Here is a 16,326-nt window from a genome sequence, read left to right as displayed (position 1 = left end):
ATTCCTTAGCAGGGTGATCGGGGTCAGGCGAGCAGGCGACGTGGGTCGATGGAGGCGTGCACATGCTCCATGACGGTCTGGTCGATCGTTGCCTTGGCAGGGTCGTAGGCTGAGTAGTTGAGGGTGCGGATGTAGGCACGCAGCACCTGCGAGCCGGCCATGTCGATATCGACGATATTCAAGCAGGCCGGGTCCTGCTCGAAGGCGGCCAAAGCGTCGAGGCCGGCGCCGCAGGCCCAGGCCAGGAGGATGCGGTTGACCGCATCATGGGTGACCAGCAGCAGCGCGCTCCAGTCAGGCGATTCCAGCAACTGCTGGAAGCTGCCCAGCACGCGTTGCTGGAACGCGGCCCAAGGCTCGCCGCGCAAGAAGGCTGCGTCGGGGCGATCGGCGAGCTGGTAGGCCTGGGCCACTTCGCGGTGCAGGCATTCGCGGGGGATTTCCCTCAATCGGCCGGCACGGATTTCGCGAAACCCCGCGTGCTCTTCCACAAGCTGGACGCGGCCGTCCAGGAGCTGGTCGAGTGTTTGCCGGGTGCGCGGGTAGTCCGAGCACACGGCGCGGTCGAAGGGTGTCTGCGCCAGCACCTGGCCCAGCGCCTGGGCCTGGGCTACGCCCTTGGGCGACAACGGCACGCTGCGCGGGTCGAGGGGCAGGCCGCTGGCATCGAAATAGTCAACATGGCCATGGCGCACCAGGTAGCAACGACGGCGGCGCACGGGCTGGGCAGGCTGTTCAGTCATGGCTCAGTGCCTTGGGGTTGCTGATGCTCAGTTGTGCGCGGTTGATGGCACGCAGTGCCGCCAGCAGGCGGGCACGGGGCTCACCGGCATGGTCGTAGGCCCCCTGGCGAATGCGCTGGGCGAGCTCGCTGCGGGCTTGCTCGGGCGAGGCCTGGTCTTGTAGCAGCCCGGCCATGGCCTGGCGTTCGATGTCGGCACAGGCCACCCCCTGGGCAGCCTCGCGGCTGGCGATCAGCAGAGCGCTGGCCACCATCCGCGCCTCGTAGTGCAAGTGCGCCGGCAATGCGGGCAACAACTGCTTGAGCACGGCGTCACGCGCCGTCAGCAGCAAGTCCTGGGCATCGGACTGGTTCATGCGCGGCCTCCTTGGGTGAGCAACAGCAGTTCCTGTTCGAGCTCGCTGACCATGCGCCCGGTCAACGCCAGTTCCAGCGAGCGTTGCTGGCCTGAGGCATGGCGTTCGGCCTGCTGCAGGGCGATCACCGCCCAGCGCAGGTGGGCCATGACCTGCCAGAAACGCAGCGTTTGGTTGTCCAGGTCGAGTGGCGAGACGCTGCGGTAGCCGGCGAGCAGGTCGTCCAGGCGGCCGATGCCGCCCGCCGCCAGGTCCGGCCGGGCGAAGCGCCAGCAGCGTGCGGTGAACCAGCCCAGGTCTTCGCGGGGGTCGCCCCAGCCGGCGAATTCCCAGTCCAGCACGCCGCTCAGATCACTGCCTTCGACCATGTAGTTGCCGGTGCGGTAGTCGCGGTGAATGAGGCACGCCGGCATGGGCACGGGCTTGTTCAGCTCGCACCAGCGCAAGCCCCATTCGATGATCGGGTGGCTACCGGGCAAGGCGTCCAGGAATGCACGGTACTGATCGATGCTGGCCTGCACCGCATCGGCCACAGGCGCGGGCAGAAACCCCAGGGAAGCCTGTGGAGGGCGCAGCTGATGCAGGCGCGCAAGGTTGGCCCCCAACGCCCGGCACAGCGCCGGATTGCCTTGGGTCGCATGCTGCGCGCTGGTCAAACGATGGCCGCCGGCGTTGCCGGCCAGCGCCTGCATGATGAAGAAATCGCGCCCGATCACCTGCGGCGACTGGCACAGCCACAACGGCTCGGGCACCTTCACGCCCACCTGGTGAACGGCGCAGAGCACGGCGAACTCCTGCTCGCGGGTCATGCTGGCGGCCACTGCGGAGGCCGCGTCGGTACGCAATACCCAACGCTGCGGCACACCGGCTACCTGGGCCTTGAGCAGCCAGTTCTCCTGGATGGCGCCGCCTGACAAGCGCTCGCTGTGGGTGATGCGCACCGGCTGGCCGTGCAGGCGCTCCTGTAGATAGGCAGACAGCACCTCATGGGCGTCTGATACGTCGATGCGAGCACTGGATTGCTGCGCGAAATGACTGCTTGGCATGGTCGGTCCAACTCACTGTTCAGGAGTGCCGTGGCTCTAAGCAAGATGGTTGCCAGCTTCCTATGATTTACAAATATTCTTAATAATCAATGAGTTGAATCTAATTTCCCCGCGTACTCAACGCGATTCAAATCAAACTTGAACAGCGCCATCGCACAGCTGAAACCGCCGTTCAATTCTGCACAGCAAGCCACTGCCCTCCCCCAGCAGAATTTCCCCGCGCCGGGCGTGCGCTCGGCTAGGATGTCTGGCCAAACCGATGGAACCTGCTAGCCATGCATCTTCCCGCGCTCAAACCGAACCAGCTGCGCCCGCCCGCCGAGCCGACCAAAGGGGTGGTGCGAGCGCGGCTGCTCGAGCAACTGGTCAACGCCCTGGACAACGGCAGCGTCGTGCTACTGCAAGCACCGCTGGGCTATGGCAAGAGCACGCTACTCGGCCAGTTAACCCGCAGCCTGGCGGGAGCCTGGGCATGGCTGCGTGTGACCCGTGCCGAGAACCAGCCACTGGCCCTGCTGCTGCACCTGCACGCGGCGCTGCAACTGCCTGCGCAGCAACGCGACACACCGCAGGCCGAGCACCTGTGGAGCCTGATCCTGGCCGACCTGGAGGCCCGCCAGGCGCCGCTGACGCTGCTGCTCGACGACCTGCACCTGCTCAACGCCGCGCCTGCCTGGCAGTACCTGGACACGCTGCTGCATTACCCGCCGCCTGCGCTGCGCCTGGTCGCCGCCAGCGAAGGCCCGCCCCAGCTGCCGCTGGCCCACTTGCGCCGCGATGGCCGGCTGACTGTGCTGGGCGCCCGGGACCTGGCCCTGGACAGTGATGAAACGCGCCATTTGGCACGGGCCCGCGACGTCAACCTGGGCAGCGATGCGCTGTACCAGTTGCGCGCCGGTAGCGAAGGCTGGCCCAGTGGTGTGCTGTTCTGGCTCGAGGCCTACCGTCAGGCGCTGCACAGCACCGGCCAGGCGCCCGCTGACCTGCGCCCGATCACCCGCCAGGCCTATGCCCACGCCCGGCAGTTTCTCGAAGAAGAACGCCTGCAGCGCTTGCCCGTGCCGTTGCGCACATTTCTCGAACACACCGCCGTGGCCCAGGTGTTCGATGCAGCCCTTGCCAGCGAACTGGCCGCCAGTGCCGATGTGCCCGCCGCACTACGCCAGTTGCAGCGCCTGGACCTGATCATCGAAGTCCCCCAAGGCAGTCACGCCGAATACCGCTACCACCCGGCCCTGCGCAACAGCCTCTACCACCGCCTGGAACACCGCGATCCCCAGCGCCTGCGGCAACTGCATCGCCAGGCTGCCAACTGGCTGCTGGCCCAGCGCCGTTACACCGAGGCGATCTACCAGTTCGGCCGCGCCCGCGACCTGGACGCCGTGCTCAACATCGTCGATCGGCACGCTTTCGAGCTGCTGCGCGAGGGCAAGGTCAACACCCTGGTCGATGTGCTCGACGAGGTCGCCGGGCACGCCGGTACCGACAGCTTCACCTTGGCAATGACCGAAGCTTCCACGGTGATGGTCACCAACGATATCGCCCAGGCCTGCCAGTGCCTGCGCCAGCTCTACGCCCTGCAGCGCCGCCAGGCAGTGCCGCGGCACCCCGAGCGGGTGCCGCAGACGGTGATGTTTCTGCGCAGCCGCCTGGCCTACCTGGGGGGCAATCTGGGGCACGCCCTGGCCCTCGCGGCGCGGGCACTGCAGCAGTTTCCCCAGCACAACGCGGCGCGCTCGGTGCTGTACTTCGACCGCGCCAACTGCCTGGCCGCGCTCGGCCAACTGGAGCAGGCCCACACCGAAGGCAGCCGCGCCCTGCGCGAGCTGCAGGGCTTTGGCCTTAGCGGCTACACCAACCTGCTGCAACTGTTGCTGGCGCAGATCGAACTGGCCCAGGGCGCCAACGCCGCCGCCTGGGAGCGCGTGCAAGGCATGGCCGACCTGCCTGCCGCCGGCAGTTCGGGGCGCTTCTATGAACTGTTCCGCCACCTTGGCAAAGGCCTGGCACTGTTGCAGGCCAACCGCCTGGCCCAGGCACGCCACGCCCTGGCCCAGGCCGAAGTGCTGGCACTGGGCTTCCCTCACAGCGCTGCCCTGCCCTGGGTGTTCCACTACCAGGCATGCCTGCACTGGGCGCTGGGCGAGACTGTCCAGGCCAAGGCACGCTGGACAGAGGTACGCCGGTTGGCCCGACAGAACCGTTTGATCACGCTCTACCGGCAGGCCGGCGCCTGGCTTGCGCGCCTGGCCTTGCGCGACAATGACCAGGACTACCTGCCCGACTGGCTCGACCAATGGCATTGGTGCCGGCGCCAGTATGGCGAGCAACTGTTGCCCGAAGAGTGGCTCGCCTATGCCTGGGTGCAGCGCCACCTCGGCCAACGCGACAAAGCGTGGCAGATCCAGCAGAGCTTGCAGGCCCAGGCACAGGCGCAAGGCAACCGCCGCCTGCTGCTCGACGCACTGCTGCTCGACGCGGCCCTGCAACAGGACCTTGGTGCCCGCGACGATGCCCTGCTCAGCCTCGAACAAGCGCTGCAACTGGCCTGCACCTGCGGCTTCGGGCAACTGTTGCAGTACGAGGGTGATGCCTGCCTGGAGTCCCTGCGCCAACTGCTGCTGCCCCAGGTGCGCGACCGCTTGGGCCTGAAAGCCCCAGCGCCCTCGCGCGAGCACCTGAATGCCCTGTTCCGGCCATTGCTGGCAAACAAGGAAAACGCAGAAAACGCTCTGATTGTTCCGCTCTCGCGCCGTGAGCTGGAAGTGTTGCAGCGCATGGCCCGCGGGCAGAGCAACGGGCAGATCGCCGAGGCGATGTTCATCAGCCTGAGCACGGTCAAGACCCACATCAACAACCTGTTCCGCAAGCTCGACGTGGCCGACCGCGACAGCGCCCTGTGTTCGGCGCGCGATCTGCAACTGCTGGGCTGACCTCCACCTGGCCCTCGCCGCGATTCCACCCGCCATTCCACCCGGGGGGTGGACGCGGCGCCCGGGCCTGCCTGTTACAACATGCCGAGTCCACCCAGCCAGGAGTTCGGTATGCCCAGCTACACCGCCCCATTGCGCGATATCACCTTTGTTGCCCAGGAGCTGCTCGGCCTGAGCCGCCACTACCAACAACTGACTGGCTGTGAAGCCCCGGACGCGGCTACCTTCGCCGCCATCGTCGAAGAAGGCGCCAAATTCGCCGAGCAGCAGCTGGCCCCGCTCAACGCCGTGGGCGACCAGCACGGCTGCCAGTGGCAGGACGGCAAGGTCACCACCCCGCCCGGCTTTGCCGATGCCTACAAACGCTTCGCCGACAACGGCTGGCTGGGCCTGGACAAGGACCCGGCCTTCGGTGGCCAGGGCCTGCCGCCGTCGCTGGGCTTCGTCAACTACGAGATGGTGTGCAGCGCCAACCACGCCTGGGGCATGTACGGCAACCTCGCCGGTGGCGCCATCAGTACCCTCAGCGAGCACGCTGACGAAGCCCTGCAGCAGCGCTTGCTGCCACCGATGATCGCCGGCCGCTGGGGCGGCACCATGTGCCTGACCGAGGCCCACTGCGGTTCGGACCTTGGCCTGCTGCGCACCAGCGCCAGGCCCCAGGCCGACGGCAGCTACCACATCAGCGGCAGCAAGATGTTCATCTCCGCCGGTGAACACGACATGACCGAGAACATCATCCACCTGGTGCTGGCGCGCATCGAAGGCGCACCTGCGGGGGTCAAAGGCATTTCGCTGTTCGCCGTGCCGAAGATCCAGGTCGATGCCCAAGGCCAGCTTGGCGCGCCCAACGGTGTGAGCTGCGGCTCCATCGAACACAAGATGGGCATCCACGGCAACGCTACCTGCGTGCTCAACTTCGACAGCGCCACAGGCTACCTGCTGGGCGAGGCCAACCGTGGCCTGAACGCCATGTTCACCTACATCAACGAGTCGCGCCTGGCGGTGTCCCAGCAGGCCCAGGCCCACGCCGAAGCGTCGTTCCAGGGTGCCTTGGCCTACGCCCGCGACCGCGTGCAGATGCGCGCCACACCCCGCCTGCGCAGTGACCAGCCAGCCGACCCGATCATCGGCCATGCGGATGTACGGCGCATGCTGCTGACCCAAAAGGCTTATGCCGAAGGTGGCCGCATGCTTGCCTACACCTGCGCCAAGGGCGTCGACCAGCTGCACCACGGCGCCAGCGCCGGCGTGCGCGAGGCTGCGGCGCGCCGCCTGGCGTTGCTCACGCCGATTGCAAAAGGTTTCCTCACAGAAACTGGCAACGAGGCCGCGCAACTGGGTATCCAGGTATTCGGTGGCCACGGCTACATCCGCGAGTGGGGCATGGAGCAGATCGCGCGCGACGTGCGCATCACCGCGATCTACGAAGGCACCAACACCATTCAGGGCCTCGACCTGCTGACCCGCAAGGTGCTGGCCGATGGCGGCGAGGCCTTGGCCGAACTGCTCGGTGAAATCGAAGACTTCACCCAGAGCACCAACGCTCCGGCCCACCTGGCCCAGGCCCTGCTCAAGCAAGTGGTTGCCTGGCGCGAAGTCAGTGCCTGGCTGCGTGACGCCAGCGCAACCGATGCCAACCTGATCGGCGCCAGCGCCTACGACTACCTGATGCTCAGCGGTTACACGCTGCTTGGCTACCTCTGGCTGCGCGCTGCGTGCGTGGCCGAACGGGCACTGGCCGCCGGCAGCGACGAGGTTGCGTTCTACCAGGGCAAGCGCGAGACCGCGCGCTTCTACCTGCAGCGCCTTCTGCCACGCGCCAACCTGCATGAAACACTGATTCGCACCGGCAGCGACAACCTGATGGACATCAGCGAGGCAGCATTCGCCCGCTGATACCACCGCGCCGGTCAAAACCCCGGCAAGCGGCGCTCCCGCAGGGTCGGCGGAGCGCCCACGGCACACTAACAGAAAGGTTACCCCATGGAACTCATCGACTATCGCCGCGAAAACCAGCTGGCCCTGATCGGCCTGCGCCACGCGCCGGTCAACGCCCTTGGCCATGACCTGCGCCAGGCACTGATGCAGGCCTGCAGCCGGGCCGCTGCTGACCCCGAAGTGCAGGCCATCATCCTGCACGGTCAGCAACTGCCGTTCAGTGCCGGTGCCGACATCAGCGAGTTCGGCGGCCCACGCACCTGGGAGGCGCCGGCACTGCCCGAACTCCTCGATGCCTTGACCCGCATCGAAAAACCCCTGATTGCCGCCATCGACGGGGTGGCCCTGGGCGGCGGCCTGGAACTGGCCCTGGCCTGCAGCCATCGTCTGGCTACCGCCACCGCACGCCTGGGGCTGCCCGAAGTCCGCCTGGGCCTACTGCCCGGTGCTGGCGGCACCCAGCGCCTGCCGCGCCTTATCGGCGTGGCCCCGGCGCTGGAGATGATGCTCAGCGGCGACCCGATCGATGCCCGCCAGGGCCTTGCCCTGGGTCTGATCGATCGCCTGGTCGAAAACGGGCAGGACTTACTCGAAGCAGCCTGCACTTTGGTTCGCGAGCAACTGGCCCAACCGGCCCTGCCAAGCGCCCCTGCAACACCTTTGGCCGCTGGCCTGGAAAGCGACTTCTTCGCCAGCCGCGAGGTACAACTGATCGCCCGTAAGCCCGGCCAGAACGCGCCCCTGCGCGTGCTCGCCGCGGTACGCGCCGCCTGCGAGATGCCCCTGGCCGAGGGCCTGGCCCGCGAGCAGGCGCTATTCCACGAAGCCCTGCAAGACCCACAGGCCACCGCCCTGCGCCACCAGTTCTTTGCCGAGCGCGAGGCGCTGCGCGTACCCGGCATCGACGCCAGCACGGCGCTGCGCAGCATTGACCGGGTGGCGGTGATCGGCGCCGGGACCATGGGCGCCGGCATCGCCATGAACTTTATCAACGCCGGTATCCCGGTGCGCCTGCTGGAGCTCAAGCCCGAAGCACTGGACCGGGGCCTGGCGCAGATCCGCAAGCACTACGAAGGCAGCATCAAACGCGGCAAGCTCAGCGCCGAACAGCTCGAGCAACGCATGAGCCTGCTGCAAGGCACCCTCGACTACGCCGACCTGGCCGACGCCGACCTGGTAATCGAGGCAGTGTTCGAGGACCTGTCGATCAAGCAACAGGTGTTCCGCACCCTCGACCGAGTGTGCAAGCCGGGCGCCATCCTCGCCAGCAACACCTCAACCCTGGACGTCGACCGAATCGCCGCCTGCACCCGCCGACCGCAGGACGTGGTCGGCCTGCACTTTTTCAGCCCGGCCAACGTCATGCGCCTGCTCGAAGTAGTGCGCGGCCGGCTGACGGCGCCCGACGTACTGGCCACCACGCTGCAGGTCGCCAAGCGCATCGGCAAGCTGCCCGTGGTGTCGGGCGTGTGCTTTGGCTTCATCGGCAACCGCATGCTCGAGCCCTATGCCCGCGAAGCCCACCGCTTGGTGCTTGAAGGCGCCTCGCCAGCCCAGGTGGACAAGGTGCTCACCGGCCTGGGCCTGGCCATGGGCGTGTTCGCCATGTACGACCTGGCGGGCATCGATGTCGGTTACCTGGTGCGCGAGGCACGGCGCAGTGAAATCGCCCACGACCCGAGCTACTTCCGCCTGGCCGACAAGCTCTACAGCCTGGGCCGGCACGGCCAGAAGACCGGGCGCGGGTTCTACCGCTACGAAGGCCGCGAACGCATCGAGGACCCGGAAGTGGAGCAGATCGCGGCGCAACTGGCGGCCAGCCTGGGCATCCCCCGGCGCACCATCAGCGACGCCGAAATCCACGACCGCTGCCTGTTCATGCTGGTCAACGAGGGCCTGCAGTTGCTCGATGAAGGCATTGCCCTGCGCAGCGGCGACATCGACCTGGTGTGGACCAACGGCTACGGCTTCCCGGCCTGGCGTGGGGGCCCACTGCACTATGCACGCGAGCTGGGCCTGGACAACGTGCTGGCGGGCATCGAGCAACAGCGCGAAGCGCTTGGCGCCTATGGACGCATGTGGCTGCAGCCAGCCCCGTTGCTGCGCCGCCTGGCATCCAGCGCGAAGTTGCGTACAGCCGGCCTCTGAGCTGTTCTCCCCTGGTCATCAAGGAACCCCGAACATGAAAGAAGCCGTCATTCTCTCCACCGCCCGCACCCCGATCGGCAAGGCCTTTCGCGGCGCGCTGAACAACACCCGCTCGCCGAGCCTGGCGGCTCACGCCATCCAGGCGGCAGTGGCCAGCGCCGGCATCGCCGGTGATGAAATCGAAGACCTGGTGATGGGTACCGCGATGCCCTCTGGCACCGCTGGCTGGAACCTGGGCCGCATGAGCGCGCTGGCTGCCGGCCTGCCGGTTACGGTCAGCGGCCAGACCCTGGACCGCCAGTGCGCCTCCGGGCTGATGGCAATCGCTACCGCCGCCAAGCAGATCATGGTCGATGGCATGCAGGTGACCGTCGGCGCCGGCCAGGAAAACATCAGCGCGGTACAGGCGCGCAACCTGGAGTGGGCATTGGACGAGCAGGACAGCAACGTGATCCAGCGGGTGTCGCACGCCTACATGCCGATGCTGCAGACCGCCGAGCACGTGGCCAAGCGCTATGGCATCAGCCGCGACGCCCAGGATGCGTACGCCCTGCAGTCGCAGCTACGCACCGCGGCCGCCCAGCGCAACGGGCTGTTCGAGGCCGAGATCGTGCCAGTGACGGCGCAGCAGTTGATCCGGGACAAACACACTGGCGAGGTCAGTTACCGCGAGGTAACCCTGACGCAGGACGAAGGCAACCGCCCGCAGACCCGCCTGGAGGACCTGACCGGCTTGAAAGCCGTGCTCGAAGGCGGCTGTATCACCGCCGGCAATGCCAGCCAGCTGTCCGACGGTGCCAGCGCCTGCGTACTGATGGACGCGCGCCTGGCCGAGCAGCGCAATCTTGAGCCGCTGGGCCTGTATCGGGGTATCGCGGTGGCCGGCCTGGCCCCGGAAGAGATGGGCATTGGCCCGGTGTACGCCGTGCCGCGCCTGCTCAAGCAGCATGGGCTGAAGGTGGACGACATCGGCCTGTGGGAACTCAACGAAGCCTTCGCCTGCCAGGTGCTGTATTGCCGCGACAAGCTGGGCATCGACCCCGCGCGGCTGAACGTTAACGGCGGCGCTATCGCCATTGGCCACCCCTATGGCATGAGCGGCGCGCGGATGGTCGGGCATGCCTTGCTTGAAGGCAAGCGGCGCGGGGTGCGCTACGTGGTGGTGACCATGTGCGTGGGCGGTGGCATGGGTGCCGCCGGCCTGTTCGAAGTACTTTGACCAAGGACCTACACCATGCTTGCAAACACATTTTCCCTGGCCGGCAAGACCGTACTGGTGACTGGTGCTTCTAGCGGTCTGGGCGCGCATTTTGCGCGCCTCGTCCAGGCAGCCGGTGCCCGTGTGGTGCTGGCGGCACGCCGGGTCGAGCGCCTGCAGGCGCTGGCCGAAGCACTGCAGGCCAACAGCGGTGAAGCACTTGCCGTGGCACTGGACGTGACCCGCCGCGACAGCGTCGAACAGGCCTTCGAACAGGCAGAGGGGCGCTTTGGCGTGGTCGACGTGGTCATCAACAATGCCGGTATCGGCGACCCCGGGCGCTTTCTGGAGCTGAGCGAACAGGACTGGCAGCGCATGCTCTCGACCAACCTCGACGGTGTGTTCCATGTTGCCCAGTGCGCAGCCCAGCGCCTGGTCAAGGCCGGGCAGCCAGGCAGCATCGTCAACATCGCCTCGATCCTCGGCCTGCGTGTCGGCAGCGGCCTGAGCCACTACTGCACGGCCAAGGCCGCCGTGGTCCAGCTGACCAAGGCCATGGCACTGGAGCTGGCCCGCTACCGGATCCGCGTCAATGCCATTGCCCCAGGCTACTTCAAGACCGAGATGAACGAAGACTACTTCGACAGCGAGGCCGGCCAAGGCTACATCACGGGCCAGGTGCCGATGCGCCGCCTGGGCCAACTGCACGAACTGGACGGCCCCTTATTGTTGCTGGCCAGTGATGCCGGTGCATTCATGACCGGCAGCATCGTGGCCGTGGATGGCGGGCACCTGGTAAACCCTCTGTAATGCGCCGATTGTCGTAAACAAGGAGCCTGTATGGCCGTTACCGCTTATCTGCCCCGCGTGGTCGCGCTGGTTACCCACCTGCATCACCCCGCCGGCCCAAGCCGCATGGCGCAGCTGATCGAGCAGGTAAGCGCCGACTACCGGCAACAGGCCCGTATAGAGGTGATCGAAACCACCTTGGCCGACCTGCTGCCACTGGCGCGCGAGCTGGAAAGCCGCCAGCAGACAGATGTCATCCTGTGTTCCGGGGCTGCCGCCGATTACCTGAGACAGCACCTGAACACCCCGGTGCGGACCTTGCACCTGGGCGAGTTCGACCTGATCCGTGCCCTGGTGCAGGCCCGCGACCGTGCCAGCCGGGTGGGTATTCTCAACTTCGGCCAGCCGTACCCGGAACTGGCAGCGATGCAGGCGCTGTTCACAGTGCACATTCGCGAGCACACCTACTCCAGCCTCGAGCAGGCCAGGGATCAGGTCGAACGCTTGGTCGCGGATGGCTTCGAGGTCATCATCGGCTCGCCAACGGTATGCCAGTTGGCCGACGCTGCGGGTGCCCAAGGCGTGCTGGCGCTGGATGCCGAAAGCCTGCGCCATACATTCGACAGCCTGGTGACCCTGGGTACCAAAGCTGATGAGGCACCCACACGCCGCCTGCCACGGCGCAACCGTGAACAGCCCGATGCGCGCCCCTTCAAGGCGCGCCATCGCTTCGAGCAACTGCTCGGTGACACGCCGGCATTTCGGGCCATGCTGGGCCTGGCCCAGCGCTACGCACAGGCCGACGCCACGGTGCTGATCACCGGCGAAAGTGGTACCGGCAAGGAACTGCTGGCGCAAAGCATGCACCACGCCAGCCCGCGCCAAGAGGGGCCATTTGTGGCGATCAACTGCGCGGCGCTGCCAGAGTCGCTGCTTGAAAGTGAACTGTTCGGCTACGAGGACGGTGCCTTCACCGGCTCGCGTAAAGGTGGCAAGCCCGGGCTGATAGAGCTGGCGCACACCGGCACTTTGTTCCTCGACGAGATAGGCGACATGCCGGTGGCGCTGCAGACCCGCCTGCTGCGTGTGTTGCAAGAGCGCGAGGTGCTGCGCCTGGGCGCCTGCGAGCCGACGCCCGTAGACATCCGGGTGATTGCGGCCACCCATTGCGACCTGCCTGCGCGCATCGCCGACCAGCGCTTTCGCCAGGACCTGTATTACCGCCTGAACATCCTGCGGCTGGCCGTACCGCCGCTACGCGAACGGATTGCAGACATCTTGCCGCTGTTCAATGCCCTGCTTGCGCGTCACTGCCGTGCCGGTCGCTTGCCGCCTTCAAGCGACGAGCAGATACAGAAGCTTCTGCCACTGATGCTGCGTCACCCTTGGCCGGGCAACATTCGAGAACTGGAGAACATCGCAGAGCGAGTGGCCTTGTGCCTGGGTACGCTGGGCCACGGTGACGAGGTCGATCTGGCCACGCTGTTCCCGGAGCTCTTCGAGGCCGGCGTGGCTGCAGCGGTGAACCTGCCCCCTGCCGCCACTGACAACCTGCGCAGCCTGGGCAAAGCAGCCGAAACGGCCCATGCGCGCCAGGTGCTGGACTGCTGCGATGGCGACATGCACGAGGCCGCACGGCGCCTGGGGGTCAGCCGCAGTACCGTCTGGCGACGGGTGCGCAGGCTGGCCTGAGCGCTGCTGGTTGCGGTTTGCATCCTGCGTGTGGGCTCCTACAGTTTCAACGTGGCAACGCTGACGAGACCCCAGATGCGCAGCAATGAAGAAAGCAGCTCCGCCACCCGAACGCTGCCAAAGATCCCGCGCAGTGTCTGGGCGCTGGGTTTTGTGTCGATGTTCATGGACATTTCCTCGGAGATGATCCACGCCCTGCTGCCGCTGTACATGGTCACCGTGCTCGGGACTTCGGTGGTGGCGGTGGGCGTTATCGAAGGTATCGCCGAGGCAACTGCCTCGATCACCAAAGTGTTTTCCGGTGCCCTCAGCGACCGCCTGGGCAAACGCAAGCTGCTAACGGTGCTCGGCTATGGCCTGGGCGCGCTGACCAAGCCGGTCTTCCCCATGGCTTCGGGGCTGGTGTGGCTGACCGCAGCACGGTTCGTCGACCGGGTCGGCAAAGGCATTCGTGGAGCGCCGCGCGACGCGCTGGTGGCGGATGTCACGCCCCCCGAGTTGCGTGGCGCCGCCTTCGGGCTGCGTCAGGCGCTGGATACGGTTGGCGCTCTCCTCGGGCCATTGCTGGCGATCGTGCTGATGTGGCTGACCGCGAGCCACTTCCAGACGGTGTTCTGGGTGGCGGTGATCCCGGCGTTCGTGGCGGTGTATATCCTCATCGCCTTCGTGCGCGAACCTGAAACGCCGGCCACGACCCGGCCCGTGCGCGCACTGCTGGCGCTGCACGAACGGGTACGCCTGGGCCCGGCATACTGGCGGCTGATCGGCCTGGCCACATTGTTCACCCTCGCCCGCTTCAGCGAGGCCTTCCTGCTGCTGCGCGCCCAGGACATGGGGCTGGCGCCGATGTGGGCGCCGGCGGTGCTGGTGCTGATGGCGCTGGCCTACTCGGTGTCTGCCTACCCTGCCGGGGTGCTGTCAGACCGCCTGGGGCGGCGCGGCGTGCTGATGGCGGGGCTGGGGTTGCTGATCTGCGCCGACCTGCTGCTGGCCCTCCTGCCTGGTTGGGCCGGGCTGGCCATGGGGGTTGCCGCCTGGGGCCTGCACCTGGGCTTCAGCCAGGGTATTTTTGCTGCCATGATCGCCGACAGCGCCCCCGCCAACCTGCGCGGTACCGGCTTTGGCCTGTTCAACCTGCTGACCGGGGTGGCACTGCTGGTGGCCAGTGTGGTGGCAGGGTTGCTGTGGGATGGTGCGGGGTTCCAGGCAACTTTCCTGGTCGGTGCAGGGCTTGCGAGCACCACCCTGGTGGGGGTGATGCTGCTGCGTTGAGCGCGCCTGGAGCGGGTCTGGGCGGCGATTAGCCCTTCAATCCCGACTAGGCCAACGCCGGTTCCTGCTTGAGCAACGACCAGCCCCCATGCCCATCTACCTCCAACCGGTGAGTGTGGAACGCCGCCAGCGTGCTGCGATGGCCAACACTGACCAACAGCGCGCCCGGCATTTCCGTGCGCAACAGTGAATACAGGGCGTGCTCTAGCCCTTCGTCCATTGCCGAGGTGGACTCGTCGAGGAACACCACCTGGGGCCGGTTGAACAGCACCCGGGCGAACGCCAGGCGCTGCTGCTCGCCCACCGAAAGAATGTGCGACCAGTCGCAACTGACCTCCAGCCGATCGGCCAGATGAGCCAGATTGACCTGGCGCAGGGCCTGCCGCATCCGCCCTTCGTCCTCGGGCTTGCTGGCTGCCGGGTAGGCGATGACCGTCCGCAAGTCGCCCAGCGGCAGGTAGGGACGCTGCGACAAGAACAACGCCTGATGGCCTAGCGGGCGCTTGACCTCACCTGCAGCGTACGGCCAAAGGCCTGCCAGGGCTCGCAGCAGGGTAGTTTTGCCACTGCCCGACGGGCCTTTGATCAACAGTGCCTGGCCAGCGTGCAGGCTCAGGCCAAGATCAGTGACAAGGGGCTGCCCGTCCGGGCGCAGTACCTGCAGATCTGTGATTTCCAGCGCATGTTCCTGAGCCTCGGTGGTGACACGCGGCAAAGCGCTTGCCTGCTCGTTGGCATCGAGAAAACCGGTCAGGCGGTCGAGGGTGGCCCGGTATTGAGCGAACGCGTCGTAAGATTCGCGGAAGAACGACAACGAATCCTGCACCTGGCCAAAGGCCTGGGCGGTCTGCATCACGTCACCCAACTTGATCGCCCCGCTGAAGAAGCGTGGGGCCTGGAGGATAAACGGGAACACCACGGCAATCTGGCTAACCCCCAGGTTGAAACCGCTGAATTTCAGGTTCCGGAACACCAGCGCCCAGGCATTGACGATCAAGGCGCCAAAGCGGCCCAACAACGTGCCCCGCTCTACCAAGGCGCCTTGGTAGAAGGCAATGTTCTCGGCATTCTCGCGCAGGCGCATCAGCGCATAACGAAAGTTGGCGGTGAGCTTCTCGTTAAGAAAGTTCAAGCGGATCAACGGGCGCCCCAGGCGGAAGGCAATCCAGGTGGCGACGATGACATACAGGTAAACGGCGAACACCATTGCCCGGGGGACTTCCACCCCGGCAACCGCCAGCGGTGCCGACAGCGCCCAGAGGATCCCGGTGAACGCCACCAGCGACACCAGCGCACTGACCGCGCCCAGGGCCAGGGTTACCGAGTTGGTGACAAATGCATTGGCATCCAGCTCGATACGCTGGTCAGGGTTGTCCACCGGCTCGGCGAGAAACTGACCCCGGTAGTAGGCATCGCCGTGCATCCAGTCGTGGGTCAGGCGCTTGGTCAGCCAGACCCGCCAGTGGATGCTGAATGCCTGGGTGACATAGAAGGTGAACAGCGAGCGCAGCACATGGATAGTGGCCAATACGGCAAAGACCCCGAGCATGTACCAGAAAGCGGCCTGATCAAGGCCCTGCAAGGCGCTGTAGAAGCCGTTGTACCAAAATGAGAACAGCACGTTCAGGCGGACCGAGAACAGCGTTAACACCAGCAGCAGTGCAAACACCAACAGTGGCCGCCAACTGCGCCTGAAACTGAAATAGGGCCCGGCAAGTTGCCAGAACTGGTTGCCCCAGCGCGTGCAACGTACAGCTAGCGTCGCGGCAGCGGTAAAGCAAACAAGCGTGATGAACGAGGCGATTGCCAGCCAGCTCAGGCTCTCTTGCAGGGCCTGGTGCCAGTTCATGTCCATGGTGGGTATCCGTGCTGAGTATTTCCGCGAGCGTAGCATTGCCTCGGGGTTTACCAGACGTGTATGACAGACATTTCATGATTGGCGGTGAGGCGGCCTGCTTCCCAGTAGAAAGACCGGCGCGATCACTGTGGGAGCGGGCGTGCCCGCGAAACAGGCAGTGCGGTGGATGGCACGGGCTTCGCCCGTGTTCGCGGGGCAAGCCCGCTCCCACAGGGATTCAAGCTGGCCGGATTTTTCGCCCACAAAGACAAAACCCCTACCTGCATGCGCAGATAGGGGTTTTGCGAAATGAATCTTGACGATGACCTACTCTCACATGGGGAAACCCCACACTACCATCGGCGATGCATC

11 protein-coding genes are annotated in these 16,326 nt (G+C 66.1%); 7 read left to right on the top strand and 4 right to left on the bottom strand.

The features are described 5' to 3' along the window. Nucleotides 1-23 precede the first annotated feature (23 nt). Genes JOY50_RS25280 through JOY50_RS25270 form a run of 3 tightly spaced genes read right to left on the bottom strand, consistent with a single transcriptional unit; the run spans nt 24 to nt 2,144 of the window. Nucleotides 24-743, bottom strand: a complete 720-nt coding sequence (locus tag JOY50_RS25280; protein ID WP_138736906.1) for a histidine phosphatase family protein — start codon at nt 741-743, stop codon at nt 24-26. Next, nucleotides 736-1,098 carry a DUF6285 domain-containing protein gene (locus tag JOY50_RS25275; RefSeq protein ID WP_132845851.1) on the bottom strand — a complete coding sequence of 121 codons (363 nt, stop codon included), beginning with the start codon at nt 1,096-1,098 and terminating at the stop codon, nt 736-738. The genes JOY50_RS25280 and JOY50_RS25275 overlap by 8 nt, the downstream gene beginning before the upstream one ends. Beyond that, complete coding sequence (locus JOY50_RS25270; protein WP_132845849.1) at nt 1,095-2,144, bottom strand: phosphotransferase family protein; 1,050 nt, start codon at nt 2,142-2,144, stop codon at nt 1,095-1,097. The genes JOY50_RS25275 and JOY50_RS25270 overlap by 4 nt, the downstream gene beginning before the upstream one ends. A gap of 275 nt (nt 2,145-2,419) precedes the next feature. Here JOY50_RS25270 and JOY50_RS29135 point away from each other — a divergent pair, with 275 nt between their 5' ends. From JOY50_RS29135 to JOY50_RS25230, 7 genes are all read left to right on the top strand, one after another. Further along, nucleotides 2,420-5,077: a LuxR C-terminal-related transcriptional regulator gene (locus tag JOY50_RS29135; RefSeq protein ID WP_310738234.1), complete on the top strand. Its 2,658-nt coding sequence runs from the start codon at nt 2,420-2,422 to the stop codon at nt 5,075-5,077. 111 nt (nt 5,078-5,188) lie between these two features. Further along, nucleotides 5,189-6,976 carry an acyl-CoA dehydrogenase C-terminal domain-containing protein gene (locus JOY50_RS25255; protein WP_138736908.1) on the top strand — a complete coding sequence of 596 codons (1,788 nt, stop codon included), beginning with the start codon at nt 5,189-5,191 and terminating at the stop codon, nt 6,974-6,976. Between the two features lie 87 nt (nt 6,977-7,063). Continuing rightward, nucleotides 7,064-9,166, top strand: coding sequence for a 3-hydroxyacyl-CoA dehydrogenase NAD-binding domain-containing protein (locus tag JOY50_RS25250; RefSeq protein ID WP_138736909.1), 2,103 nt, complete (start codon nt 7,064-7,066; stop codon nt 9,164-9,166). Nucleotides 9,167-9,200: 34 nt separating this feature from the next. Further along, a complete protein-coding gene (locus JOY50_RS25245) occupies nt 9,201-10,385 on the top strand; it encodes an acetyl-CoA C-acyltransferase (RefSeq protein WP_028613422.1) in 1,185 nt (394 codons plus the stop codon). A 15-nt stretch (nt 10,386-10,400) separates the two neighbouring features. Next, nucleotides 10,401-11,174 carry an SDR family NAD(P)-dependent oxidoreductase gene (locus tag JOY50_RS25240; protein WP_132845840.1) on the top strand — a complete coding sequence of 258 codons (774 nt, stop codon included), beginning with the start codon at nt 10,401-10,403 and terminating at the stop codon, nt 11,172-11,174. A gap of 30 nt (nt 11,175-11,204) precedes the next feature. Continuing rightward, complete coding sequence (gene prpR / locus JOY50_RS25235; RefSeq protein ID WP_132845838.1) at nt 11,205-12,845, top strand: propionate catabolism operon regulatory protein PrpR; 1,641 nt, start codon at nt 11,205-11,207, stop codon at nt 12,843-12,845. Between the two features lie 75 nt (nt 12,846-12,920). Then, nucleotides 12,921-14,117, top strand: coding sequence for an MFS transporter (locus tag JOY50_RS25230; RefSeq protein WP_138736912.1), 1,197 nt, complete (start codon nt 12,921-12,923; stop codon nt 14,115-14,117). Nucleotides 14,118-14,163: 46 nt separating this feature from the next. Here JOY50_RS25230 and JOY50_RS25225 read toward each other — a convergent pair whose 3' ends face one another. Continuing rightward, nucleotides 14,164-15,972 (bottom strand): ABC transporter ATP-binding protein/permease, encoded by a 1,809-nt coding sequence (locus JOY50_RS25225; protein ID WP_132845833.1) that lies wholly within the window; start codon nt 15,970-15,972, stop codon nt 14,164-14,166. Nucleotides 15,973-16,326: the final 354 nt, after the last annotated feature.

This window comes from Pseudomonas sp. BP01, from assembly GCF_022760795.1.
In the GTDB taxonomy this organism is placed as follows: domain Bacteria; phylum Pseudomonadota; class Gammaproteobacteria; order Pseudomonadales; family Pseudomonadaceae; genus Aquipseudomonas; species Aquipseudomonas putida_Q.
Note: the sequence above shows the minus strand (reverse complement) of the source record. Positions and strands in the feature narration are given on the sequence as shown.

Bases quoted from the DNA above. Each gene is read 5' to 3' on its own strand.
- JOY50_RS25280 (WP_138736906.1), bottom strand. From the start codon at position 743: ATGACTGAACAGCCTGCCCAGCCCGTGCGCCGCCGTCGTTGCTACCTG.
- JOY50_RS25275 (WP_132845851.1), bottom strand. From the start codon at position 1,098: ATGAACCAGTCCGATGCCCAGGACTTGCTGCTGACGGCGCGTGACGCC.
- JOY50_RS25270 (WP_132845849.1), bottom strand. From the start codon at position 2,144: ATGCCAAGCAGTCATTTCGCGCAGCAATCCAGTGCTCGCATCGACGTA.
- JOY50_RS29135 (WP_310738234.1), top strand. From the start codon at position 2,420: ATGCATCTTCCCGCGCTCAAACCGAACCAGCTGCGCCCGCCCGCCGAG.
- JOY50_RS25255 (WP_138736908.1), top strand. From the start codon at position 5,189: ATGCCCAGCTACACCGCCCCATTGCGCGATATCACCTTTGTTGCCCAG.
- JOY50_RS25250 (WP_138736909.1), top strand. From the start codon at position 7,064: ATGGAACTCATCGACTATCGCCGCGAAAACCAGCTGGCCCTGATCGGC.
- JOY50_RS25245 (WP_028613422.1), top strand. From the start codon at position 9,201: ATGAAAGAAGCCGTCATTCTCTCCACCGCCCGCACCCCGATCGGCAAG.
- JOY50_RS25240 (WP_132845840.1), top strand. From the start codon at position 10,401: ATGCTTGCAAACACATTTTCCCTGGCCGGCAAGACCGTACTGGTGACT.
- prpR (WP_132845838.1), top strand. From the start codon at position 11,205: ATGGCCGTTACCGCTTATCTGCCCCGCGTGGTCGCGCTGGTTACCCAC.
- JOY50_RS25230 (WP_138736912.1), top strand. From the start codon at position 12,921: ATGCGCAGCAATGAAGAAAGCAGCTCCGCCACCCGAACGCTGCCAAAG.
- JOY50_RS25225 (WP_132845833.1), bottom strand. From the start codon at position 15,972: ATGGACATGAACTGGCACCAGGCCCTGCAAGAGAGCCTGAGCTGGCTG.